The organism is Undibacterium sp. Ji42W (assembly GCF_049340405.1).
Lineage (GTDB): Bacteria > Pseudomonadota > Gammaproteobacteria > Burkholderiales > Burkholderiaceae_D > Undibacterium.
In genome coordinates, this window is sequence record NZ_JBMPOV010000008.1 from 295,253 (window position 1) to 320,824 (window position 25,572).

18 protein-coding genes are annotated in these 25,572 nt (G+C 51.0%); 8 read left to right on the top strand and 10 right to left on the bottom strand.

Annotation, left to right across the window (positions count from 1 at the left end; genetic code table 11):
- Window positions 1-41: 41 nt before the first annotated feature.
- On the bottom strand, window positions 42-512 hold the full coding sequence (locus ACO0LG_RS19175) for a hypothetical protein (RefSeq protein WP_423029154.1): 471 nt from the start codon (window positions 510-512) through the stop codon (window positions 42-44).
- Window positions 509-709, bottom strand: a complete 201-nt coding sequence (locus ACO0LG_RS19180) for a hypothetical protein (RefSeq protein ID WP_423029155.1) — start codon at window positions 707-709, stop codon at window positions 509-511. The genes ACO0LG_RS19175 and ACO0LG_RS19180 overlap by 4 nt, the downstream gene beginning before the upstream one ends.
- A gap of 637 nt (window positions 710-1,346) precedes the next feature.
- Here ACO0LG_RS19180 and ACO0LG_RS19185 point away from each other — a divergent pair.
- Window positions 1,347-3,383 carry a di-heme-cytochrome C peroxidase gene (locus ACO0LG_RS19185; protein WP_423029156.1) on the top strand — a complete coding sequence of 679 codons (2,037 nt, stop codon included), beginning with the start codon at window positions 1,347-1,349 and terminating at the stop codon, window positions 3,381-3,383.
- Between the two features lie 15 nt (window positions 3,384-3,398).
- On the opposite strand, the gene ACO0LG_RS19190 is transcribed toward ACO0LG_RS19185, so the two are convergent.
- From ACO0LG_RS19190 to ACO0LG_RS19205, 4 genes are all read right to left on the bottom strand, one after another.
- Window positions 3,399-4,403 (bottom strand): substrate-binding domain-containing protein, encoded by a 1,005-nt coding sequence (locus ACO0LG_RS19190; RefSeq protein ID WP_423029207.1) that lies wholly within the window; start codon window positions 4,401-4,403, stop codon window positions 3,399-3,401.
- A 92-nt stretch (window positions 4,404-4,495) separates the two neighbouring features.
- Window positions 4,496-5,752 (bottom strand): MFS transporter, encoded by a 1,257-nt coding sequence (locus ACO0LG_RS19195; RefSeq protein WP_423029157.1) that lies wholly within the window; start codon window positions 5,750-5,752, stop codon window positions 4,496-4,498.
- 96 nt (window positions 5,753-5,848) lie between these two features.
- The gene (pgmB, locus tag ACO0LG_RS19200; RefSeq protein ID WP_423029158.1) at window positions 5,849-6,502 is read right to left on the bottom strand and encodes a beta-phosphoglucomutase; all 654 of its coding nucleotides are present in this window, start codon (window positions 6,500-6,502) and stop codon (window positions 5,849-5,851) included.
- Window positions 6,495-8,873, bottom strand: a complete 2,379-nt coding sequence (locus tag ACO0LG_RS19205) for a glycoside hydrolase family 65 protein (RefSeq protein ID WP_423029159.1) — start codon at window positions 8,871-8,873, stop codon at window positions 6,495-6,497. The genes pgmB and ACO0LG_RS19205 overlap by 8 nt, the downstream gene beginning before the upstream one ends.
- Window positions 8,874-9,564: 691 nt before the next feature.
- On the opposite strand from ACO0LG_RS19205, the gene ACO0LG_RS19210 reads away from it, so the two are divergent.
- The 4 genes from ACO0LG_RS19210 to ACO0LG_RS19225 all read left to right on the top strand — a co-directional run bounded on the left by ACO0LG_RS19210 (window position 9,565) and on the right by ACO0LG_RS19225 (window position 16,568).
- The gene (locus ACO0LG_RS19210) at window positions 9,565-11,367 is read left to right on the top strand and encodes an IucA/IucC family protein (protein ID WP_423029160.1); all 1,803 of its coding nucleotides are present in this window, start codon (window positions 9,565-9,567) and stop codon (window positions 11,365-11,367) included.
- Window positions 11,367-12,512 (top strand): MFS transporter, encoded by a 1,146-nt coding sequence (locus tag ACO0LG_RS19215; protein ID WP_423029161.1) that lies wholly within the window; start codon window positions 11,367-11,369, stop codon window positions 12,510-12,512. Before ACO0LG_RS19210 ends, ACO0LG_RS19215 begins: the two co-directional genes overlap by 1 nt.
- Entirely contained in the window at window positions 12,509-14,443 is a 1,935-nt protein-coding gene (locus tag ACO0LG_RS19220; RefSeq protein ID WP_423029162.1) for an IucA/IucC family protein, read from the top strand. Before ACO0LG_RS19215 ends, ACO0LG_RS19220 begins: the two co-directional genes overlap by 4 nt.
- 127 nt (window positions 14,444-14,570) lie before the next feature.
- Window positions 14,571-16,568 (top strand): TonB-dependent receptor, encoded by a 1,998-nt coding sequence (locus tag ACO0LG_RS19225; protein WP_423029163.1) that lies wholly within the window; start codon window positions 14,571-14,573, stop codon window positions 16,566-16,568.
- Window positions 16,569-16,672: 104 nt separating this feature from the next.
- On the opposite strand, the gene ACO0LG_RS19230 is transcribed toward ACO0LG_RS19225, so the two are convergent.
- Window positions 16,673-17,683 carry a LacI family DNA-binding transcriptional regulator gene (locus tag ACO0LG_RS19230; RefSeq protein WP_423029164.1) on the bottom strand — a complete coding sequence of 337 codons (1,011 nt, stop codon included), beginning with the start codon at window positions 17,681-17,683 and terminating at the stop codon, window positions 16,673-16,675.
- A 576-nt stretch (window positions 17,684-18,259) separates the two neighbouring features.
- Here ACO0LG_RS19230 and ACO0LG_RS19235 point away from each other — a divergent pair.
- On the top strand, window positions 18,260-20,737 hold the full coding sequence (locus ACO0LG_RS19235; protein ID WP_423029165.1) for a TonB-dependent receptor: 2,478 nt from the start codon (window positions 18,260-18,262) through the stop codon (window positions 20,735-20,737).
- A gap of 59 nt (window positions 20,738-20,796) precedes the next feature.
- Here ACO0LG_RS19235 and ACO0LG_RS19240 read toward each other — a convergent pair whose 3' ends face one another.
- Window positions 20,797-21,462 (bottom strand): thioesterase II family protein, encoded by a 666-nt coding sequence (locus ACO0LG_RS19240; RefSeq protein WP_423029166.1) that lies wholly within the window; start codon window positions 21,460-21,462, stop codon window positions 20,797-20,799.
- A 60-nt stretch (window positions 21,463-21,522) separates the two neighbouring features.
- Between ACO0LG_RS19240 and ACO0LG_RS19245 the strand changes: the two genes are divergently transcribed.
- The gene (locus tag ACO0LG_RS19245; protein ID WP_423029167.1) at window positions 21,523-22,320 is read left to right on the top strand and encodes a 4'-phosphopantetheinyl transferase family protein; all 798 of its coding nucleotides are present in this window, start codon (window positions 21,523-21,525) and stop codon (window positions 22,318-22,320) included.
- Window positions 22,321-22,402: 82 nt separating this feature from the next.
- Here ACO0LG_RS19245 and ACO0LG_RS19250 read toward each other — a convergent pair whose 3' ends face one another.
- Window positions 22,403-22,636, bottom strand: coding sequence for a hypothetical protein (locus ACO0LG_RS19250; RefSeq protein ID WP_423029168.1), 234 nt, complete (start codon window positions 22,634-22,636; stop codon window positions 22,403-22,405).
- A gap of 248 nt (window positions 22,637-22,884) precedes the next feature.
- On the opposite strand from ACO0LG_RS19250, the gene ACO0LG_RS19255 reads away from it, so the two are divergent.
- The gene (locus ACO0LG_RS19255) at window positions 22,885-23,196 is read left to right on the top strand and encodes an STAS domain-containing protein (RefSeq protein WP_423029169.1); all 312 of its coding nucleotides are present in this window, start codon (window positions 22,885-22,887) and stop codon (window positions 23,194-23,196) included.
- A 73-nt stretch (window positions 23,197-23,269) separates the two neighbouring features.
- On the opposite strand, the gene ACO0LG_RS19260 is transcribed toward ACO0LG_RS19255, so the two are convergent.
- Window positions 23,270-25,525 (bottom strand): ABC transporter transmembrane domain-containing protein, encoded by a 2,256-nt coding sequence (locus ACO0LG_RS19260; RefSeq protein ID WP_423029170.1) that lies wholly within the window; start codon window positions 25,523-25,525, stop codon window positions 23,270-23,272.
- Window positions 25,526-25,572 lie beyond the last annotated feature (47 nt).

Consider the following 25,572-nt stretch of genomic DNA (forward strand, 5'->3'; position numbering starts at 1 on the left):
ATGGGACATCAATTCATCAATAACAATTCTTCACTGCGCAATTAACGTACGCCCTTGCTTTTCGCCAGGTCAAGCAATTCCTTCTGCTGCGCCTCCAGCTCACGTATGCGCTGCTCATTTGCCTTGAGTGTATTTTCTTCTGATGAATTTTTCCGCATTTTCCCCACGCCTTTGGCCGTAATCCAATGCTTATCTATGGCTGCTGAGTCAAACGCATTGACTATATCTACATAGGCTTGAATTGGTGAATTTTTATCGGTGCTGATGAAGGCATAGATACCGGTATTTGATTTTTTTGCCTGCTCAATGGCCTGAACCAGATCCCCTATCTTTTCGTGCCCGTAAGTCACATTCTTGCCTTTGAGTTTTCCGTCGCTACCAGTCAGTTGCAGTGCATAGTCACCATCCGCAGAAATTTGGACTGTAAGGTATGCGGTATTATTGGCTGGCATATCCAGGGGTATTTGTACGGTGCACGAGCCTGCTTCTGTCGTCACTGTAAATTTGCTCAAGGTTTGCCTGACCATTGTGATACGACATCAACCAGATACTGGAAGTTAACATCCTTACCTGTTTTGATGTTGAGGACGACATCGCTTGCTCCATTTTTCATCTCATGCAAATTTTTTTCCAGTGCATCGACAGCAGACAGAGCACCTAACTTGCCTGTTTTTTTTAGTGCTTTTATCCTGATCTGAGCAGATGACATAGTCCCCCCTGGCAGTCAATGTGAAGGTTAAAGAGCTGGTTTTGACTGCAGCGCTTGCGGTAGCAGGTAATACAATATTTTTACCGGCCGCGCTTGATGTGTGAGCGTAAGAAGCAAATACAGATGCGATCATCAGGCTGATGAAAGGGGTTTGTCTCATGCTATGCCAGATATAGGCAAATTAATGAAGCGGCAGAAAATCAAACATACACGATGTCTGACTCAACACACCCCGAACGATAGCCATTTGGTCTGCGCTTGTCAAAACAGGTTGGCGAGAACGATCGCAAGTCTTCATCAAACCAATACATAAGCTTATTAAATGTCGGAGGTAAAAATAATTCGTTTTCATTATGAAAATTTTCATTGCAAATTCGGAAAATAATTGGCCTTTTATTTAAGTTAATCAATAAACCTTTCTTAAAAGCACTGCATCTCACTGCGACAACCTGATGCATCAGGTGCGCGCACCCTTGCCACTCTCAGTGACGTTGTTAAAAATACACATCCATCTCGACTTGTGCAGCAAGCCTGTAAAAAAGACTTAAAATATGGACATGCAAAAAAAACAATCTTAAATATAAAAAAACTCAAACACAGCCATAAAACCCCCGCCTTTATTCAGCCAGGAAAAATCATGAAACTTCCGAAAATAAAATTCAAAATATGGCATGGCTTCTTGCTGCTGATTTTGCTGTTCATCATCCCGCCCCTGATCATCACTTTGTCGCAGAGATGGGAAGTGTCGGACAATGATCCTGACCGAGGTGCGGTAGCGGTAAAGCAGGATGTATTTGGTGACAGCGCAAGCAAGATTGTTTATTTGCAACAGAACTGGAAGCCTGAGCAGAGCCTGTGGTTTTACACGACAACACAAGGTTCAAATTTGCTGCCTTATGATTTTTTCCTGGTGCTGGAACAGGCTGACAAGCCAGAGTTGTTTCGCAGTGATGAAAATATCAACCGCTACCGTTACCTGCCACAGAAAAAAACCTCGAGCAATCCTGATGCCTTGCCAGTAGGCTTTGTCAAAGACAATTACCTGAGCAAGAATTACATGGGCTTTACCTGTGCGGCGTGCCATACCGGGCAAATCAATTACAAGGGTACCGGCATGCGCATAGATGGCGGCCCGGCCAGTGCAGACATGGCGGGGTTTCTCAAAGGCCTGACAGAAGCGATGATCGCCGTCAGGGATAAGCCTGAGGTGCAAAAACGTTTTGTGAAGGCCATCATGCAATTGGGCACATATGACAGTGAAGCGGAAGTGATTGCCGACATCAAAACCTATACTCTGCGCCTGACCAGCTATAACATCATCAACCACAGCCCTGTCGATTATGGTTATGCACGGCTGGATGCGTTTGGCCGTATCTACAATCGCACGCTTGAACATTTGTTGAACCGCCAGCAAATTGAAGAAGTGCTAAACAAAGTACTGACTGAAGATGAGGTGCGCGCAGCACTGGCGGGTATAGGGCCAGACATCAGCTCTGCCGACCGCGACAAGATCGTGGAAAGAGTGGCGACTTCGGCCAAGAATATCGTCAAGCTCAGACAGGAATTATTCATCAAGGCGGATGCACCTGTCAGTTACCCCTTCTTATGGGATATCGCCCAGCATGATTATGTGCAGTGGAACGGCCTGGGTGGCAATGGCGGCCTGGGGCCACTGGGTCGTAATACTGGTGAAGTCATTGGTGTGTTTGGCTCGCTGGACTGGCATGAGGGCAAGCGCTTCTCCATCACCTCATTGCTGACTGGCCAGGGCTGGACCAAGAAGGTGGTCGAGTATGACAGCTCTATCAATACCCAGAACCTGCGCCGTATAGAAAACCAGCTTACCGAGCTGCAGTCCCCAAAATGGCCGCAAGATATTCTGGGCAAGCTGGACCAGAGCCGTATCAAGCGTGGTGAAAAATTGTTTGCCAATTATTGTGTCAGTTGCCATGCGGAGATAGACCGTAGCTCACCACAACGCCGAGTAGTAGCACATATGTCCAAGCTGGAAGAAGTGGGCACTGATCCGACCATGGCTGACAACAGCATCAAATACGATGGTTACTCAGGCATCTTGCGCAATCAGTATGTAGGTGCGGGTGTAGGTGATGTGCTGCTGGATAAAAAAGCCCCTATTGCGGCCCTGTTGACCAAGGCGACACTGGGGGTGGTGACTACACCCGATGCCGACAAGGGCTTCATACGCCGATGGTCTGAATGGTTGCACAATATTATCCAGGCCTTGTTTGGTAATGAAATCCATGATTCAAACAAGCATGGCAACTACATCCCTGATACGACGATGAACCCCTACTCTTCACTACAAGCCTACAAAGGCCGCTCACTGAATGGTATCTGGGCGACCGCGCCCTATCTGCATAACGGTTCTGTGCCTACTTTGTATGACTTATTGTTGCCAGCGACCTGCCCTGCAGATCAAAAAGATGCAGAGTGCCGCCCTGAAAAGTTCCTCGTCGGTTCGCGTGAATTTGATGCAGAAAAAGTCGGTATGAAGAGTACGGGTTATGAAGGTTTTACCTTCGATACCAGACTGAATGGCAACCGTAACTTTGGTCATGACTATGGTACCAAGGCAGCCAAAGAAACTGGTGACTTGCCTATGCTGACGAAGGAACAAAGGCTGGATTTGCTGGAGTATTTGAAGGATCAGTGATGATCTTGACTGCATTTAAAGTGGGCCGGTGGTTGATCCCGCGATCAACACCGGCTGCCATAGGACCTGCAAGTCTGCTGCGGGTGTGCCATTCATCAGCGACAACAGCATTTCGCTCATCTTGGTACCTGCTGCTCTTGGGTCAGGTTGATCTATGGTGGTGACCTGGTCGCCAATCAGGGTGTCTTCCATACTACCCCAGACGATGACGGAGATGTCACGGCCTATGGCGATGCCAGCATCCATCAAAGCGCGCATGGCACCGACACCGGAAAGATGATTATCAACGATGATGGCAGTGGGCCTGGGCGAACAGTTCAATAGATGCTGCACTGCCAGGTAACCGCTGCGCCTGTCGAGGGCATCCTGTATCAGGTAGCGGGTATCAATGTCAAGGCCAGCGCCGCTCATGGCTTCAACAAAACTGGTGCGACGCTGGCGCGCGAAATTCAATTCCAAAGGTGCGCTGATGAGGCTGATGCGCTGGTGGCCGAGTTCCAGCAAGTGTTGTACAGCCAACCGTATGCCGTTTTCGTTGTCATAGTCAAACCAGGCATAAGGTTTGTCAGTCTGGGTGCGGCCGTGGGCAATGAAGGGAAAGCCCTGCCTGGACAAATAAGCGATACGCGGGTCTTGCACCATGGTGCGGCTGACGATGAGACCATCGACACGGCGGCCCTTGACCATTTGCTCATAGGAGGGCAATTCATTGCCGGGTGAGACGGGCGCGATCATGAGGTTCATCTTGCGCGCTTCCAGCGCCCCTGCCATGCCACCGACGACGCCAAGGAACATGGGATCGCCCAGGTCAGACGGTAGCAAGGGGTAGATCAGGCCAAACACATTGGTTCGACCCACGGCCAGGCTGCGCGCCATGGGGTTGGCTTCATAACCATGCTGCTCTGCTGCTGCCAATACTTTTTTGCGCGTCTGCTCACCGACTTCAGGGTAGCCGTTCAAGGCACGGCTGACCGTGGTCTTGGACATACCCAGGCTGGCGGCAAGCTCCTTTAAAGTAATCGACATAGGGCAAATGATAAAGATGGAATTAAGGTTGAATTAAGCTGGGATTATATACTTGTACACTGTGGCTAAGTTCATCCATGAACATATCAGTCCAGCCGCTCAATCGCACGCTTGAAGAAAAACAGCGTCAGCAAAATGACACTCAAGGGCAACAGAGACAGATAAAACGCCGTTTGCCCATTCATCGCACCAAACACATAACCGGTAATCATGGAACCGCTGGTACCACCCAGGGCAGAAAACAAGACCAGCAAACCCGTCATGGCGGCATGCTGATTGGTTGGCAAAGAGCTCAGCATGACAGAATTAATGCCAGGATAAATCGGTGCCATGAACAAGCCTATCAAGGGGAAGATGAAGGCCGCCAGCGGCGCATTACTCCAGCGCAGATCAGGGTTGGCGACGATGTTATGCGTCAATGGCAGCGTCAACAAGACCAGCGCCGCCATGCTGATCAGGCAGATGTTCAATACCAGATACCAGTTCAACTTTCGCATGACAGCACCAGCCCCCAGCCTGCCTATCGCCAGGCAAGCCGCAAAGATGCTGGTGGCTTGTACGCTCATGTCTACTGGCATTTTGAGGATTTCATTATTAAAGGTCGGCAGCCAGGTGCCTATGCCCTGTTCAAGCAGTACGTATAAAAACGCCGAGATGATGTAAACACAGACGAGGGGACGCGCCATCAGTTTAAGCATATCGGCAAAATCGGCGAGCAGGCTGCTGTGACTGACTGTCAGCTTTGCTTCAAATTCGGTGAAGCTGGTGGTCGCGACCAGCAAGAAAGTCAACGCACATAAGGCTGCCAGCAGCCAGTAAACGTGCAGCCAGACTGGAGAAGCCGGATCGTTGGCATCAATGAAATAGCCAAATATCCAGTAACCACTGAGCACACCGACCATGAAAAAACCTTCCAGCGTATTCATCAGGCTGGCGTGCTGCTTGCGGTCTGTACTGACCAGGCCTATGGTCGCATAGACGGATACCTTGATAAGCGCAAAGGCAACACCCACGCTGAGGAACAAAAGTTTGGTCATCAAAAACCCGGGCAACAAGGGCATGGTTGCTGTGCTGAGCGTGACGATGGCCATGCCTGTCAGCATCGCATATTTATAACCGAGGCGCGGCAAAAAAGACGCCACGCAAAACGACACTATGCTGATAGGAATATCCTTGAACGCCTCCAGCACACTGGCAGCCGATTTGCTGACGCCATAAGTCTTGATGACTTGCAGTATCACCGTGCCCACGCTATTGAGCAGGATGGCAAATACAAAATACAGCAGGAATAGCGCAAGAATAATGCGCCGCCTGCTGGCTGGCTGCGGGTATTGCTGGGTCATGTTGTCTCCTACCTTTTTTTATTTTTACTTCTTATTTTTGCTTCTTATTTTTTGCTTCTTATTTTTATGAATTACTTTTTACTACTTCACTGCTTTTTACTTCAAATAATCCTGCAAACTGAAGTCATGCAAACCTGCGATGACGACATCAGCTTCCGTCAATACTGCCGGGCTGCCTATGCCTAACGCAAACATGTTGGCAGATTTGATGGCGCGTATGCCTGCGATGGAATCTTCTAGGCCAAAACATTTATCTGAAGTCAAGCCCAGCCTTGCTGCTGCGGTCAGGAAAATTTCAGGATCAGGTTTGCTGTTGATTATTTTTGCAGCATCGACGACGACATCAAACTGATCTGCGATACCCAATCTCTCGATGACCGCCTGAGCATTTTTGCTGACAGATGCCAAAGCTGTTTTTAAACCTGTCGCGCGTATCTGTTGCAAGGACTCAGCCGCCCCGGGCAATAAATCAGCGGGGCTCAACTGCGCAATCAGGCTTTGGTAATGCAAGTTTTTTTGATCTGCCAGTGCCAGTTTATCTGCTTCGCTGAAGTCTTTGCCGGATGCGGCCAGGATCAGGTTCAGCGAACCCATTCTATCCACACCTTTTAGCTGCTCATTGAAGGCTGCGTCAAAACTCGCACCGACACTCTCCGCCAATTTTTTCCATGCCAGATAGTGATAATGTGCAGTGTCTGTCAGCACGCCATCCAGATCAAAAATCACTCCACGATAATCATATTTACGCATGAGACAGCTCCGCTTGATGCAAAGGCACACGGCATATGGTTTGTTGATCAGTCACTTGCAGGCTTTGTCCTCTATGCCGGAATTGCAATGCCTCACCGCGCATGAGACGGTAATCGACGTGAGTTTGACTCACGGTGATTTCCAATAGTTGCCCCTGGAAATGCACGCGGAACTGGTAATCTTGCCATTGCCTGGGCAAGACCGGTGCAAAACTCAGTTGCCCCTGGTTGACGCGCATGCCTGCAAAGCCATAGGCAATACCGAGCCAGGTGCCGCCCATGGCGGCAGTATGCACACCGTAATGGGTGTTGCCGTGAGTATTATCCAGGTCAAGCCTGGCGGTTTGCATGAAGTAGTCGTAAGCCTTGTCCTGATAGCCGACTTCTGCGGCGATGATACTGAAGATGCAAGTGGACAGGGATGAATCATGCGTCGTGACTTTTTCATAGAAATCAAAGTCACGGCGCTTGTCATCGAGGCTGAACTGGTCACTGAGCAAGAGCAAGGCCAGTACCACATCTGCCTGTTTGCAAACCTGATGACGGTAGATGACCAGCGGATGGTAATGCAACAGCAGGGGATAATTTTCTTTAGGAGTATTGGCAAAGTCCCAGACCTTTTTATTGAGGAAGCTGTCGTCCTGTTCATGGATGCCGCGCTCTTTGTTGTAGGGTAAAGTCATGAGATCAGCGGCACGTTGCCATGCATTTGCTTCATCTTCTTGTAGATGGATTTTTGCTGCAAGTTCAGCAAATTTTTCTGCGTGTTCAAGTTGTAATTGCTTGACGATATCAGCAGCAAAACGCAAATGCATTTGCGCCATGGCATTGGTGTAATAGTTATTGTTGACTTGCGCCGTGTATTCATCAGGGCCAGTCACTTCATTGATGCAAAACGATTCCTCGTTGTGACCAGGCAAGCGGGTGGAATGGCCCAGGCCCATCCACAGGCGTGCAGTTTCCAGCACGATTTCTGCCCCCTGCGTCAGCAAGAAATTCATGTCTGCCGTGGCTTCCATATACAGCTTGATGGAATAGGCGATATCAGCATTGATATGGTATTGCGCCGTGCCTGCGGGGAAGTAGGCTGAGCATTCTTCACCATCAATGGTGCGCCATGGGTAGAGTGCGCCGCTGGCATGCGACATCTGACGCGCACGTTCCCTGGCTTGCGGCAGGTATTGAAAGCGGTATTCGAGCAGTTTTCTGGCGATCTCTGGTTTGTTGTAGAGGAAGAAGGGGAAGATATAAATTTCTGTATCCCAGAAATAATGGCCCTCATAGCCTTCACCTGTCAGGCCCTTGGCAGCGATATTGGTCTTGCCATCACGCCCGGCTGACTGTAGCAAGTGAAACATATTGAAACGTATGCCCTGCTGCAACGCAGCGTCGCCGCTGATATGCACATCAGCCTGCGCCCAGAAATCATCAAGATATGCTTGCTGGCTCGCGGACAGTTGTGCAAAACCTTGTTCACGCACCTTGCCCAGTGCCTGCTGGCTGAGCGAAAGCAAAGACGCAGCAGGATAATCGCGTGATGAAAAATAGCTACAAAATTTATCCAGCTTTATTGCCTGACCTTGTACTGCCTGGATGGTGAATTGCTGTTCCAGTTTGTCATCAAACTGCTGCAAGCTGCTGGTGTAGGCACTCTCAGTTTGCATGTCATTTTGCATCGCAGTTACCAGGCTCAGGCCGCTATTGTGGGTGCGGTGCAGGAAGGCAGAGAAATCATCGTTCTGCATCACTTCAAGTTTGTGCAGCACAGGGCCACTGATGGCAGAACCTACACGCGGATCATCACCCGCCGCAATATTTTTTACTGCGGCATCAATAGCAGAAACCAGTTTGATCTCGCCAGAAAAATTCAGTGGCGTGACTTCATACGACATTGCATACACATGCTTGTTATCAAAACTTACGAGGCGCTGGCTATGCAGGCGTATGCTGCGGCCATGGTCAGATGTCCATTGCAGGGTGCGCGTCAGCAAGCCGGTACGAAAATCCAGTTGACGCTGGTAGCTGTCTAGCCTGCCTTGCTGCAAATCAAAAGTTTCGTCTTCCAGCATCAATGTCAGGCATTTGGCATTGGGCACATTCAACATGAATTGATTGATGCGCGCCAGGCCATAAGCGTTTTCCGGATACTGTATGGCTTCGGATTCATAAAAGCCGTTGAGGTAACTGCCGTTCAGCGAGTCTGCCGCAGTTCTTTGATTGCCCTCTTCTGCTGTGCCGCGCAAGCCTATGTAGCCATTCCCGAGGGCGAACAGGGTTTCGCTAAGCAGGTGATGTCCGTCATCGATGTGATTTTCTGTAATCCCCCAGCCTTCCAGCGGAAACTGATGTTGCAAGGCATCGCTTGTTTGCACGTTGTCGTCCTTCATTTTTATTCTTGATCTCTTGAATATTGCGATTCATTTTTATGGATTTGGTATTGTGAAACCAATTCAAACCGGTTTGAAATATAAATTAATTCTATTTAAACCGGTTTTAAAAGTCAACAAACTAAATTATTATTTTAGAAGAAGGCCAACATGGATTAAGAATTACTAGGACGAGTGCTGCCGCAAGGAAATAAATTCAGGTTCATCAGCAATCCGTTTTATCACTCTAAAACGAAGCTTTCAAAGAGAGCACTCCCCCTGTTACGGTGGGCAAAACACGATTTGCTCCCAACATTTGCCCCTAGCATTTTTAGGTTATTTATTAAATAACTCACAAATGATAACGATTCTCATTTATAATGATTTCACTTTAGCAATTTCACACCCTCTCAAGCGCCAGCCCCAGCTACACACGTAAGCCAGCATCCCTACGTGGGCAAGTGAAAAAACCATGCGTTACATTCGCGGGGAAATCATGTCCATCGTCATTTCATATTCGTACTCATATCGATCAATCGTCGCCCCTTCGCTGAAAAATATTCTCATGGTGCAGTACTACGACTGTCCTGGCTAATCGCCGACCCATAGAAATTCTCATTTCACATCACGCAGCAAGATGTGATTGCCCCGGCAATCACAAAGGATTTGCTCGCGCTCATTTTTTTGGAAAAACAATATGGACAGCAACAATCAAATTCCAGCGACTGGCAATAACTCATTTTATGCAGCAGCAGCCGAACGCACGCTATGTCAGTTCATAGACGCCTTCTGGTTTGAAGGCGCGTTGGATGGACATCTGGAAAGGCAAGCTGATGGCAAAGCTGATCTGTACTTGCGGGGAATGGATGAGCAAGGTCGACAGCTTGAATACCGGATAGCCGCACATCCGGCCAACAACTTTGGGCGCAACCGTTTGCACGGCCCTGTATGCGAAGTGGGCAGTGGCATAAGCACTACTGATATTGCCTCCGTTGCAGGCAATTTGCTGAGGTCACACGCGGCGCAGAATGGCCCACGCTTCATTAATGAATTAATTCATACCGCAGCCAAACAGGCCTGCTCATTGCAAGCCAGGGCACTTGCGGCAAAGGGCCGTACTGCACTTGACTTGCCTTATGCCTGGCAGGAAGCACAATTGGGTGATGGCCATCTGTACCACCCTTGCTATCGTTCGCGCATAGGTTTTAACCTGGCGGACCATCAGCGTTATGGGCCAGAATTTGCGCAGGCTTTTGGCCTGGTCTGGCTGGCACTCGATAAACGGCTGGCTGATATTCATAGCTTGCCTGGTGGTGACTACACACAATTTTTGCAAACGGAAATCGGTGCAGCAGAAGTGCTGCGTTTGCAGCAAGCCATCAGGCTCACAGGCAAGGAGGCAAACAATTATTATTTGCTGCCCGCCCATCCCTGGCACTGGCATCAGAGCCTGCAAATCCAGTACGCTGACTGGCTGGCAGATGGCCGCCTGCTCTATCTTGGTACGGGTGAAACGACCTGGCTGGCACAGCAATCGATACGTTCACTGACATCTCTTGCCAGCCATAACAATCACAACCTCAAACTGCCGCTGGCCATCGCCAACAGTTCGGCAGACCGCATCCTGTCTGACCATCATGTTCATAATTCGCCGCTGATATCGCAATGGCTGGACAAGCTGTACAGCGAAGATATTTTTTTACAGCAGCACTGCAGACTGGCAGTTCTGGCAGAACCCATGGGTATCACCCTGACACCTGCGGCATCGCGCCAGGACAGATATGGCTTACTGGGCGCGATCTGGCGACAATCACCGACATCCATACTCAGGCAAGGCGAGCAGATATTCCCCTGCACTGCCTTGACTACACTTGATGATCAGCAACAATTGAATATCTCACCCTGGTTACAACAACATGGCACCGAAACCTGGGTTAACACGCTATTGCAAGCCATGCTGCCACCGTTTATCCATCTGATGCTGGCGCATGGTGTCTTGCTGGAAGCGCACGCACAAAATACCTTGCTCATCGTCAGGGATGGCTTGCCTGCCGGTGTTGTCATTCGGGACTTGCCCGGCGGCCTGCACTTTATCGCCGGGCAAACCACCAACGAAGCTCACTTGCAGCATTTACGTCAGGCGCCGGCACACCGCAATGCAGCCAATGCCAGCAACGGTTTTGCCATGGACACGACAGACGAAGCCAGGGATTATCTGCTTGAAGTGCTCTTGTTTATCCACCTTTCTGAACTGGCACACAGGCTGGATAGGCATCACGGTTTTGAGGAAAACCACTTCTGGCAACTCGCTGCGCAAACCGTGCTTGATTATCAGGCGCAAGTGCCGCAATTGTCTGCACGCTTCCAGCAATTCAATTTATTTGCACCAGAATTGCAAATGGAAAAACTGGCCAGCAGGCGTCTTTCTGCCGCCAGCGCACAAGCATTTCATACAGTCCCCAACCCCTTGCATCAATTCATGCAGTCTCAGGGCACGTAATGCGGCAAACCATTTTCATCACGGTACTGGGGCATTTTGGCGCCGCCTTTGCTGCACTGTGCATGCCGCCATTTTATGCGCACATACTGCAGCAGAATTTTTCGAGCCAGGCCCTGGTCATGGCTGGCTGGTACTTTACCCTGCCAACCTTGGCGGCCGCGATCTCCAACCCCTTGTGGGGAAAGCTGGCTGACCGTATAGGCATACGTGCTTCACTGATACGGGCGCACTGGGGTTTGTGCCTGAGTTTTATCATCACAGGCATGGCGCACACCCCCTGGGAATTTGCCTTTGGCCTGACTTTGCAAGGTTTGCTGGGCGGCACCTTTGCGGCATCGAATGCTTTTCTGGCTTCTTTCCTGCCTGGTAAGCGCCTTGCTACATTACTGAGTGTCATGCAAGGCTCGGCCCGTACCGCGCTGTTCGCAGGGCCTGCCATCATAGGCCTGTTCAGCGACGGACAAAATCTGCTACATATCTTTTTTTATTTGGCTATATTCCCTGGTCTGGCGGGGTTGATACTCTCTCTGTTGCCTGCCAAAACCAGTACCCCTGCCGCGCATACAGTGGCGGACAACACTGGCACAGCACCTGCCGAGGCTGGCACAATCAGTGCCGGCAGTCTGTACCGCTACCAGGCGCTATTCACCATAGGTACGGTACTGACCTATCCGTATTTTGTCATTGACCTGGCACAACGCCTGAATATGTCCGCGGCCTGGGCCGGTGCCCTGTTTGGCTTGCCGCATGCACTGTTTCTGGTGCTGGCCTGGCCTATCGGCCGCCATGTCAATTTTTCCAATGCACAGACTGCACTGGCGCGCTTTTCCGCGCTGACCTGCGCAGGCTTGTTATTGCAGGTACTGGCCAATAATCTGCCCCTCCTGGCTACGGGCCGGATACTCATGGGCGCAGGGATGACTGGCGCTTATCTGGCCATCAATGCCCTGGCGGCATCCACGACCAGAAAAGCCAGTGCCGGCCAGCATTTTGGCAAGCTGGAAGGCGCCAATAAATGGGGTGCTGTCATGGCAGGAATTCTCGCAAGCGGTCTGGCTACTTCAATGAACTATACCGCACCCATCTGGTTGGCTTGTGCGCTGTTGGCCGGCCTCTCCATTTTTTTAGAAAGTAAACGCCTATGAACGCTAGCTTACCGCGGTTCACCTCGAACCACGCACCTGACACTTTGCACTTCCTCCATCTGCCGTCTTTGCAACATGCTTTGCCACATGCTTTGCCGCATGCCAGACAGGCTGCCAACAATGCGGTCCCTGTCAATGCCAGCGAATACGCCCAGGTGCAACATGCTCGCGTCCTGCTGAACTGCTATGCGCGGGAGGTCGCCATGCAGGAACATAAGCTGGCAGTCCGTTCGATCGCTCATACCAGATTGCCGCCTGCAGCACTGCGACAGTATCAGGGCCAGGTGCTGGACATACAGTTACCCCGCATGCAAAGCCGTTTTTGCGTGGGGGTACAGCATGTCTCAGTCACCGGCAATTACGATTACATCACCGACATCTATCTGCAAGACCATCAACAGAGCTGGTCAGTAGCCAGTTGGCGCGACATTGCCCAACTCATCATCGCCGACCTGTCGCTGCGCGAAGGCACTGAGTTTAATGCCGACCTGCTGCAACAAATCGAGGAAAGCATCGCTACCATGCAGCATTTGCTGGAGGCGCAGCAAGGCAAATTATGTTCTCTCCACACAGACTCAGCTTTACAGCAATACATACGCAGTGAACAGCATTTGCTGACGGGTCATCCTTTCCATCCTACGCCCAAGAGCCGTTCAGGCTGGACAAAAGAAGAAGAAAAAAACTATTCACCTGAGCATGGCGCGCAACTGCAGTTGCGCTACTTCCAGCTTCCATGTAGCTGGATCCTCAGCGATAGTCTGGATGAGCAAGACTTGTGCAACCGCTTGCAGCAACTGACTGGGCATGAACTGCAAGCCGATAGCAAGCACATCATCGTGCCCTTGCACCCCTGGCAAGCTGACTGGCTCGTGCAACAGCCTCGCATTCAAGCCGCCATGGCCGCTGGTGAAATACGCGATCTTGGTTGTAGTGGTAAACAGTTTTATCCCACGGCATCCATACGTACCATGCTGTCTGAAGATGGCAGTGCTTTCTTAAAGCTGTCGCTGAACCTGCGCATCACTAATTGCATACGCAATAATGCCAGACACGAACTGACTGCCGCATTGACTGCAAGCCGCCTGTACCGACCTATGAAGGCAGATATGCAGGCACTGTTCCCACATTTTCATGCACTGGAAGAACAGGCTTACCTGAGTGTAGCCTTCCCGGAAAACCAGCAGCAGAGTGACCGGCAACATAAGGAAATCGAAGACGGCTTTGGGCTGGTCTTGCGCGAAGGTCTGGCAACGCATATGGTGCAAGGTATCACGCCCATGATATGTGCCGCGCTGTTTGGCAACGGCCAGGCAGGTCGCCTGCAGGTGGCTGCATTGATAGAACGGTTTTCCCACAGACACAGTCTGTCCCTGCGCCAGGGCATGCGCCTGTGGTTCAGCCGTTATGCCGAGCTGGCAATTTATCCCGTGTTCTACCTGTTGTTTGAAAAAGGCATCGCCTTTGAACCACATATGCAAAACAGCATCGTCGGACTTACAGAGGATGGCACTCCAGTGCGCTTTATCGTCCGCGACCTGGAGCTGACCAGGCTCACACCCAGAGCCCACGAACTGATCAGTTCCATGCAACTCGATGAACATACACGCAAAGAGATTTGCTGTAGTGATGAAGCCGGCTGGACTCGCATAGGCTACTGCCTGCTGGTCAATAATATCTGCGAAGTCATCGCCACGCTGGCGAATGGTAATCATGAGCTATACCTGGAATTGTGGGCTTGTCTGCGCAATACACTGCAAAGTTACCTTGCCAACTTCCCCAACCCGGAAGCAGCGCGTCGCATACAGGGCTTGCTGTCCGGCGAACCCTTGCCAGTCAAGGGTAATTTGCTGATCCGTTTTTTAAAGCAGGCTGACCGCAAGGCTGCTTACCTGCCGCTATATCACCCGCTGGGCGTGGTGAATGAACCTTAATGAACCTCGATGCGCCTTGCTCTGTATCCGTTTTTTTCAACTCCAAAATGATGCACTAATTATGTACGCAAAATCTTTTTCAATGATACTCCCGGCCTTGCTTTGTCAGGCTCATAGCCACACAGTGATGGCACAAAGCACGACACAAAATGACTTGCCATTAATTGAAGTCAAGGCACAGTCACGGCAAGGCGCCACCAGAGTAAGTGGTGCCAGCAAAACCAATGGGACTTTGCTGGAAACCCCGCAATCAATTTCTGTCGTCAACAATGAAGACTTGCGCGACCGTGCAGCCAATAGTAGCAAGGATGCACTGGCTTACACGCCTGGCATCATCGCCGGGCAAGGGGAAGGCCGCCGTGATGAATTTTATATACGCGGTTTTTACTCTCCACGGGAAACCCTGCTGGATGGCATGCGTGACGATAGCCTGTACTTTCGCGATCTTTCCACCACCGACAAACTCGAAGTCATCAAGGGCGCGACAGCCGCCTTGTATGGCCGTGGCGCAGCCGGAGGCTTGATCAACCGCATTACCAAAAAACCGCAGGCAAAACAGGATAGTGAAATTTCACTGGCCCTGGGTTCGAACAGCCAGCGCAGACTCAGTGTCGATGCAGGTGGAGCCCTGAGCAATGAGATCAATGCGCGCCTGATTGCTGCCTATGATGCGGGTGACAGTTACCGCAATATTGTTGATCATAAGCGCACGATACTGGCACCATCGCTGTCATGGAATATCAGCCCACAAACCAGCTTGCTGCTGCAGACTGAAATACAGCGCGAAGACCACACGCCTGACCGTGGCATACCGTCGGTGAATGGACGTGCCTTGGTAGTTGATGCCAGCACTTTTTATGGTGAAAAATTTGACTTCACCAAAACCAATAGCGATCTTTTTAAAGTCAGGCTGGAACACAAGTTCAATCAGCAGTTAAACCTGGTCAACAACCTGCAATACAGCCAGACTGATCTCGATGGTGTGAACACACGCAACCGGCGTGTGAATGCTGACAATACCGTATCACGCCAGATTACCTATTTCCCCATACAGCAAAAGAACTTGCTCAACCAGACTGAACTGACGTACGCCATCGGTAACCACCTGGTGCTGGCTGGCCTGGAATTATCCCAGCAAAAGCGCGATTCCCTGGTCAGGCAAACCGGCACGGCTTACCCTGTGAATTTATACCGCCCCCAGCAATTGCTGGCCGCTCCTGACTTCAGGGCTTTGCCTGTGGCCATAGACAGCCGCTTCGATGCCGATACCACGGCCCTGTACCTGCAGGATCAGATTGCCTTGACGAATGATTGGGACATGCTGCTCGGTGGCCGTTTTGACCAGTTCAAGCAAAAGCAAACCAACAGGCTGCTCAACAATGCCATCAGTGAACGTACGGATAATCTGTTCTCACCACGCATGGGGCTGGTGTATAAAATCACGCCGCAGCAGTCGGCCTATGCCACGATCAGTCGCTCGCATCAGCCTGCCGGTGGTGACTTGCTGTACACCGGCAGCAATCCGCTGAGCCAGGTCCCCCCCCTGAAAACTGACTTGCAAGAAATCGGTTTGAAGCAAGAGTGGCTGGATAGACGCCTGTACACCAGTATCGCCTTGTTCAGGGTAGAGCAAAGCAATCAATTGACTGCTGACCCTGCTGACCTGACAGGTTTGCGTCAGTTGCAAATTGGCCGTCAGCGCAACCAGGGGCTGGAGCTTGAACTGCAGGGACAACTGTTGAGCGCTACACAGGTCAATGCCAGCTACACCTATAACGATGCCAAGATCGTCGCATCGAATGATATACGCATAGGTAACCGCGCAGAAATGACACCTTCCCACAATGCCAGTCTGTGGTTAAAGCAAGGTTTCAACACGAACTGGAGTGCAGGTGCAGGCATCATTGCCCATAGCGAGCAATATGCCCTGACTGACAATATGGTACGTCTGCCAGGTTATGCCCGCATCGACCTGGCCCTGACTTATCTGCAAGCGCGCTATGACATTACCTTGAAACTCAATAACCTTGCAAATACCCGCTACATGGAGTCAGCCAATAACAATGTGCAGATACAACCGGGTGCACCGTTTAACGCCTACCTGGTGCTAAATACCCGGTTTTAAGCAGTGATAACTTAAGCGCTACTGCGGGAGAGGCTAGCCGGATGCGGACAACATCCGGCTTGTGTGAATTGAAAATCCGGCACGGCATCGCCGCTACGAAAACATCAGGTTTGCCTGACCACCAGCATGGTCTGCAAGACCTCAGACTCCACGGCTTCTTCATTGATGAGGCCAAGGATTTTCTTGGCAAGCAGGATCCCGCCGTCTCGCAGGTATTGGTGCACGCTGGTGAGTGCAGGGATAAAGCTGGCAGCACCTGGGGTGTCGTCGTAGCCGATGACGGATACCTGGCCAGGCACGCTCATCTCTGCTTCGGTAATTGCACGTATCGCGCCCATCGCCAACAAGTCGCTGGCGGCGAAGACGGCGTCGAAGGCTTTGTCTTTTTTATCCAGGTAGGCAGACATGCAGTCAAAACCTGCTTCAAAGGTAAACGCTTTGGGGCGCAGGATGGTGACTGCGTGTTGCTGATCACCCAGCGCTTCCATGAAACCGGCGCAACGTTCCTGCACTTCGGCATGGTCGATGTCACCGATGAACAAGAGCTTGCGCCGTCCTTGCTGGATGAAGCGCTCGGCCACGCTGGCACCGCCCTTGCGGTTATCGCTGCCGACAACGATGCCAGGTTGGTTCGCATCCGGTGCACCCCAGATCACCAGCGGCAAGCCAGAGCGTTGCAAGCGGTGTACCGCTTCACCGTGAGAGCCCTGCCCTAGCAAGATCATGCCATCTGCCCCCTGCACTGGCGGCGTGTCTATAAGTTGCATGGAAGTCAGCACTACACTATAGCCAGCGGTGGTCAACTCCTGGGTGATGCCACCCAATAATTCAAGCGGGTAGGGGTCGGACATGGGTCTGTCATTGGCGGGTGTCATCTCAACCACCACAGCGACAGAATGGCTGCGGCCCAAGCGCAAATTGCGGGCGCTGACGTTGAAGCGGTAGCCCTGCTCTTCTGCAATCTTGCGGATTTTTTCCCGCGTATCGACTGTCACCAGGGGGCTATTACGCAAGGCACGCGACACCGTAATGGTGGATACCCCGGCAATGGCTGCCAGATGTTCCATCGTTACCCCGGATTCAGGGTTGGGTGTGCTGCGCTTTTTTGCTGTCATGCAAAGACCTTGTTGTAGGTTGCCCAATGATTGATATTCAGATCCAGCAATTTCAGATTCTGGCAAATAGCAGTAATGTCTCCTGCCTCGCAGACTCTGAGGTGATTTTGCTTTATTTCCCGCGCATTATGACAGAGCTTGTTTGCGGGCGATATATCCCAGGCCTCAGGTCACACAAAGTAGACACCAAGTTACAGCGGATGCCAGGGCATACCTGTGAAAACCAGGCAAAAATGCGCCGGATATTGGATCAATCTCATGCGAACATCGGCCTTCATCAAGCCGATGGCATGTCCATTTCCGCACAGAAATTATATACTTTTAAACATCTCAATAATTTGTGTCGAATAAATGACATCGATAACATTTCAATTGACATCGATAACATTTATTGTTTCAATGAGTTTGTTTTTACATCTCGTCACTTGAGTACCAGGGAAACAGGCCGCATAAAAAACCAGGCCGGACTCATTTAGGAAGTGGCAAGAGGCAACAATGCGTATCATGAAAAATGGACGTATTGCCCTTGAACGGATGTTAGGGACGACAAACTTTAATAATATTCAGGAGCACAACATGAACTGCAACAAGCCTTTCCGCTTGTCGGCGATTACGATCGCCATGATGACATTATTGAGCCAGGCGCAAGCCCAGGTCGCCAGCAATCCAGAAACCAACACAGCGGCAACTGCCAATACTGCGAATGCCACTGCGCCAACCAAGGCAGATGAAGTCCAGCAAATCGTCGTGACAGGTAATGCCCGCAACGGTGGCCAACGCAAGATCGATGCGTCTTATTCCATCACTACCGCGAATGAAGAACAACTGAAACAGGCAGCTCCCAGCAGTACTGCTGATCTGCTGAAAATCGTGCCAGGTATTTATGCCGAATCCAGCGGTGGCAATGCCGGTGCCAATATCGGCGTGCGTGGTTTCCCTATCGATGGTGATGCGCCGTTTGTGACGATACAAATGAATGGTTCACCATTATTCCCGCCGCCGACCCTGTCATTCCTCGAAGGTTCATCGCTGTTCCGTATTGATGACACGATAGAACGGGTGGAAGTATTACGCGGCGGCCCCAGCCCTATCTTCTCGAATGGCCAGCCTGGTGCGACGATGAACTTCCTGCTCAAGAAAGGCCGTGATGTGGCAGAGGGCAGTTTGCGAGCTACGGTAGGCACGGGCAATCTGCGTCGCATCGATGGCTATTATGGTGGCAAGATTGCCGATGGCTGGTATGGAACCATAGGTGGTTTTTACCGCGTGGCACAGGGAGTGCGCGACGGGCAATACCCCGCAGACGATGGCGGGCAAATCACTGCCAGCGTCACCAGAAAACTAGACCAGGGCGAGCTGACTTTTTATGCGCGTACCGTCAATGACAAAAACACTTTCTATACTGGCGTGCCGCTGATCTCTGCCAGCTCTGCTGGCGGCAAGCCAACGGCTTTCCCTGGTTTTGATCCTTTGACCGGTTCGCTGTACAGCAATGAATTGCGCAATGTCGCCTTGGAAGTCGGCCCTGGCCAGGTCATCAATAAAGACCTGGCAAATGGCCGTGGCTTGCAAGCCAATCTGTTTGGTGTGGACTTTTCGCAAACCATCAACGGCTGGAATATCAGTAACAAGCTCAATCATTTCTCCGGCAATGCACCTACCCTGGCGATCTTTACGGGCAACAGCCCTGTGAGCATGTCCAGTTATATCAATAGTGCTATCCAGTCCGCCAATGGCCAGGCCAATGTGGTGGCTGCGGCAGGTGGCAAGCAGGCAGTCTCGGGTACGGCAACTTATCTGAATGGCGGCGCTGCAGTGGCAGGTGACCAGCAAGTAATGTCTGCCGGTATCTGGTCGGTAGAAAAGAAGCTGAGTTCTTTCACTGATGAACTGCGCATCAGCAAAGAGATCATCAAAGACCATACCTTTACCGCTGGTCTGTATTACGCTGACTATTCATCCAAGGACATGTGGTATCTGGGTAATAGCGTGCTGATGACAGCAACACCAAATGCCCGCCCTATCAATGTACAGTTGAATAATGGCGTGATAGTCAGCGGCAATGGCCATGATGGCGCATCCTTCTATACCTTGAATGAAAATTTCTCGGCACAGAACACGGCGTTTTATCTGGCCGATGAATGGAAGATCAACGACCGCATCCGCGTTGATGCTGGTGTACGCACCGAGAACCGTCGTTTGAATGGCGTTATCTCGAATCCAAAGTCAGTCGATCTGGATAATAACCCGCTGACCCTGTACAACAACAGCGCATCAGTACTGAGCGGCAGCAACACTTCGGTTGACCGCTCAGACAATGAAGTGTCTTATACCCTCGGTGGCAATTACAAGGTGTCAGAAAATTTCAGTGTATTTGCACGCCTGAACTCTGGCTTCGCCCTGCCACAGTTCGATACCATACGCGACAATGGGGTGAATGCGCCTGTGACCAAGGTCAAGCAATATGAAATAGGTTTGAAGAGTGTGTCGGAATATTTCAGCGCCTACCTGACCTTCTTCCACAATACTTTCACAGGCCTGCCCTTCCAGCAATTCTTGGCAGATGGCCGCAATGTGAATGCGATTGGTGGCTCCAGCGGTTCTGGCCTGGAATTTGAAGTGGCTGCGCGCCCGATCAAGAATTTCCAGATTTCACTCAGTGGTGCCTACCAGCAATCGAAGTATGAAAACTATGGCACCAATACTGGCAATGAGGTGAAGCGCCAGCCTAAATTACAATTCCGCATGTCACCAAGCTACCGCATCCCGCTCGACAATGGTGATATCAAACTGTATGGCACGTACACCCATGTCGATGCACGCTTTGCCGATGCAGAAAACCAGCAATCCCTGCCCAAGTATTACACGCTGGATGCTGGCATTCTGGTTGGCCTGGGTGAGAATCTGGAATTTCGCCTGGCTGGCACCAACCTGACCAATCAACTCGGGCTGACCGAGGGTAATTCGCGCGTCATCGGCAGTGGCAGCAGCGTAGTCTTTGCCCGCCCTATCTTTGGCCGTGCGATTGAGGCGTCTGTGCTGTATCGCTTCTAATACTGATCTTGATTGACTGCTAAGCGTGGCCCTGGCATTCAGGGCCACGTTTTTTTATTTCAGGCGATCAGGTGTTGCACTTTGTCGACTTCATCAAACAGGAAGAAATGCCCGCCTGCAAATGTATGTATTTCAGGTGCATGCACAAAACACTCTGCCCAGGCCAGACCATCGGCCAGCGCTATCCTGTCATCTTGCCCCAACAGCACCCGCACAGGTACATCGTGCTGACGCTGTCTTCCATCAACATAGGCTTCTGCTGCGCCTATGTCGGCTCGCAGGATGGGCTCAAACAATTCCATCAATTGCGGCTCTGCAAGCACTTCTGCCGAGATGCCACCCATGTTTGCTACCCATTCCAGAAATTCCTTATGCGGGAGTTCTGCATGATGTTGTAACGAGCGGCTGTGCGGAGCGGCGGCACCAGACAATACCAGTCTTTGCGGCAGGCTGGCACCCAGTTCCACCAGCCTGTCGAGCATCGCCAATGCTATATAAGCGCCCATGCTGTGACCAAACAGTACATAAGCGTTACCGGCACTTGCGCGCAGCGTGGGCTCCAGTAAGGCTGAGACCATCTCAGGAATGCTATGCATCAGGGGTTGACGCATATTGCTGCCATGTCCAGGCGGGTCGGGCACCTGCCATTCATGCGCGTGTTCGCGCGACAGTTTTGCATAGCTATAGCTACTGCCACCGGCAAATGGGTAGGCGATGATTTTCAATATACTATTCCTTTATCAGGGTTCTCAATATAATGCGGCACGGATGAATATAACCTGTCTATGACTACTCACACAAAGAATATGTACGCGAACCCGGCTGCAGAAATATGGATAGCCAGGCTCGACTACCTGCGCACATACAGAACCGGCTTGCAAACCCTGCTAACGGGTGTAGAACAAAAACGTGCTCAGCGCTATCTGCAACAGGACGACAGGGACAGGTATCTGGGTGGCCGTGTATTGAGCAAACTGGCAGTAGCAAAGATGTGCGGCATCCCGCCTGAAGAAATATCGGTCGTCACCGCCACTTCAGGCAAACCCTTTGTCAGCTTCATCAAAGAAAATATTGTGGCTCCTGCCATCAGTATTTCTCATGCAGGAGACCTGGTTGTAGTGGCATTACAATTTGGCGCTGATATCGGCGTGGACGTGGAATTATTTAACCACGATGTCACTCTGGATGATTTGATGGGCGTGGTATGCAGTAAAGAAGAAATTGCAGAAATCAATCTGCCCGGCACGAAGAACAAAGCGCAGAAATTTTATGAATTCTGGGTATTGAAAGAGGCTTACCTGAAAGTTACTGGCGATGGTTTGTCGGCAGATGCGCGGAAACTGGTATTCAGCGTAGATACGACGTCAAAGGTCAGCTTGCTCAATGGCCTTGATAGTAGCAATGCCGGAGACTGGGATTTTTTACTTAGAAAGTATGATGAACTGCATGTTATTGCATTGGCTAGCAGAAGAAATGGCTCCCGGGAAGGCGGCATCTGCGAACGTGAATTTGCACAACACATACCCACTTTCATGGATGCATTGTCTTTGTTCAGAGATTATTACCCAGGAAAAACATTTTGATTGATGTGCTGTCTGAGGGTCTGCGACAGACATCAGGCACATAGCCCGGATGAGCCATGTGCTCTACTCTACTAGCGGGGAATTACTTCTTGATACTCAGAACGATAGAGCCTGTCCAGTTTGCACCGCCGTTTTCAACGAGGATGCTCAGTACATTGGTGATCTCTGTCCATTCCATAGAAACTTTTGCGCCACCAATATCTACGCCGTCAGATTTCAAAGTGCCGTTTGGGTCAGACAGCAGTTTGGTACGGTATGCAGGATCTTGTGCGGATTTTGCAATTGCAGTTGCCAGTTGGTCATATAAATGTGCCATTTTTCTTACCCCTAGTTTACGTGGTTCAACGAAAATAATATCGGAATGAAACGAAACTCTATGCCACCCGTTTCAGCTCAAAATTTAGGCAGCGAAGGCAATGGTACACGCGCACAGAAATGATGTCTAGTTTTTAACAAAGCTCAAAAAAATATTATTATTTTTGCGTTGTTAAAAGTACGATTTGCATCGAAATTACGTCTAGAATAAGCAACATTTAGCTCACAAACTTTCCTGTCAGGATCAATATGCCGACTATAAAAACATTTACGCCTGCTGGCCGCCTGGACAGCAATAATTCTGCGGCATTTGAGAAAGAAATTCTCACTGCCATCGAAGCCGGCGAAGTGCACATACTCATCGATTTCTCTGACCTCGCCTATATCAGCAGCGCGGGACTGCGTGTCATCTTGCTGACAGCCAAGAAAACCAAAGCAGCCAGCGGCAAACTAGTCTTGTGCAGCCTGAATGATTCAATCAATGAAGTATTTTTGGTCAGTGGCTTTAATGCTATCCTGGATATACAGGCGAACAAGGATGCGGCACTGGCACGTTTTTGAATTCATCAAGCCGTCATAAGAAGCCCACGCTTTTTTGCGCGGGCTTTTTACTTTTTGCCGTCCTATTTGATCATTAAGCGTCTGCCGCTTCCAGGATGGCCTGCGTCCACTCTGCCGCTCTTTCATAGGCCGTTGTCGTCACCGCCTCTTTCAGTTTAGGATCAGCATCCATCAACTCCATGAATTGCTGGCGGTCCAGGCTGATGCAGGTGCTGTCCACGACGGCACGCACGGACCAGATACGCGGTACCGGGCGTATCAACGCCATTTCACCAAAGTAGTCACCGTCATCCAGCATGCCTAGCGGTGTTTCTTTATCACCTTCAAGCTTCACATAGTTTTCTAGCTTGCCGCGAGCGACTATGTAGAACTTGCTGCCTGGTTCCCCCTCCTCGAACACCGGCTTGCCTGCAGCAAAGGATTCTGACACCAGCGACTTCGAGAGTTTTTGCAAGACTTCGTCCGGGCATTCTGACAAGAAAGGGATACCCCTGAGTCGTTCCACGGAGACGCTGGCCTTGCCATCATCAGTAATCGTGAAGCCGCTTTGCTTGCGCCACAGCATGGCGTAGCGACCATCCTTGGCCAGCAACTCTTCATGCGTGCCCGACTCCACCACCTGGCCTTTTTCCATGACGATGATGAGGTCGTAATTGGTGATATGGGTGAACCGGTGCGTGACAGATACTACGGTCCAGTCAGCAGAGATGGCGTCAAGGGTCGCGCCTATCTCGGCTTCGGTATGGGCATCGAGTGCCGAAGTGGCTTCATCAAGAAAGAGTATACGTGGATTGCGCAACAGGGCACGGGCAATGGCGATACGCTGGCGCTGGCCGCCCGACAGGCTGCCGCCCTGGCTACCAACCACGCTTTGATAACCATTCGGGAAAGTCTCTATCAAATCATGGATGCCAGCATCCCTGGCAGCAGCGACAATTTCTTCATCTGTTGCGTCCAGTCTGCCCATACGTATGTTTTCTGCGATGCTGGTATCGAACAAGGCGGTGTTTTGCAAGACCACACTGGTTTGTGCGCGCAAGGATGCCTCTGTGCCATCGCGCAAATCCACATTGTCGAGCAGTATCTTGCCCTTGTTGGGATCATACAAACGCATCAACAATGACAGTACCGTGGATTTGCCGGAACCGGAGCCACCGACAATCGCCACCGTCTTTCCTGCCGGGATTTCTATATCAACGCCACGCAAGATAGGATGATCAGGCTGATAGGCAAATTCCACACCTTGCAGTTTCAGGTTCTCCTGTATTGCTGGCAATGCCGTAGCTGTTGGGCTATCCGGCAAAGCTGGCTGCGCGCTCAGCAGTTTTTGTATGCGCGAGTAACTGTTCATGCCCTGTACCAGCAAAGGGATGGCCTGGGTCAAGTTATCGGTGGCACCACCGATATTGAGCAACAAACCTATGAAAGCAATCAGCAAACCCGTCGTCAAAAAACCCATGACGGCCAGGATGGCACCGACACCGAGTACACCTATCTGCAAAAAACCGGCAGCAACATTGGTGGAGCGGCCTATCATGGAGGTAAAGAAATTCGCCCTGAAATCATCTTCCTGCAAGCGCGTCAACCTGTCGCCAAATTGCTGTTCGCGGTATTTGCTAAGGTTGAAGGTGCGTATGGTCAGGTGGTTCAGCAGGTTCTCTTGCACCAGGCCAGCATTGCCGGATTGCAGATCGTCACGCGAGCGGCCAAATTTGCGCGCACGCGGGCCAAAGGGCTTGGGGGCGAAGGCAATCATGGGCATGAGTATCAGCGCCACCATCGCCAATCGCCATTCAATGACAAACAACAGTATCAAGCTGGTGACGATGGTGACCAGGCGCATGCAAAAGCTGGGCAAGCCGCGCACCAGGGCAGTTTCTATCGCCATCACATCAGGACCAAAGCAAGCAACGATGTCGCCTTGCGGTGTCTTGCTGAAAAAATCGGTGGATTGCTTTTGCAGGTTGGCGAACATCCTTTCCTGCAAACTCTTGGAGATACGTGAACCTATCGTGGCAGTACCAAAGTCCTGCATCAGCCCAGCAGCGGCATTGAGCAGGAAACCGACTGCCAGCACACCCAACAAAATCGCCAGCAAGCCCATGTCCTTGTTGACGATAGCCTTGTCGAAAATGTAGCGGTAACTCAGGGGCATCAGCAGATTAAAACCAATCTGCACCAGCAAGGCCAACGCCACCAGGCTGGCCAACAAGCGGTAAGTAAAGGCCAGGCCCAGCGCCTGACCGATGAATCCCCAGAAACTGACTTTATGTTCGCCATCTGCTGCATTGGCAGCTTCGTTTTTGGGTGCTGCCTTTTGATCGCTCATGCTTGCTCCGGTTTAATTTACCCATGCCAGTTGGCATAAAGCATTCA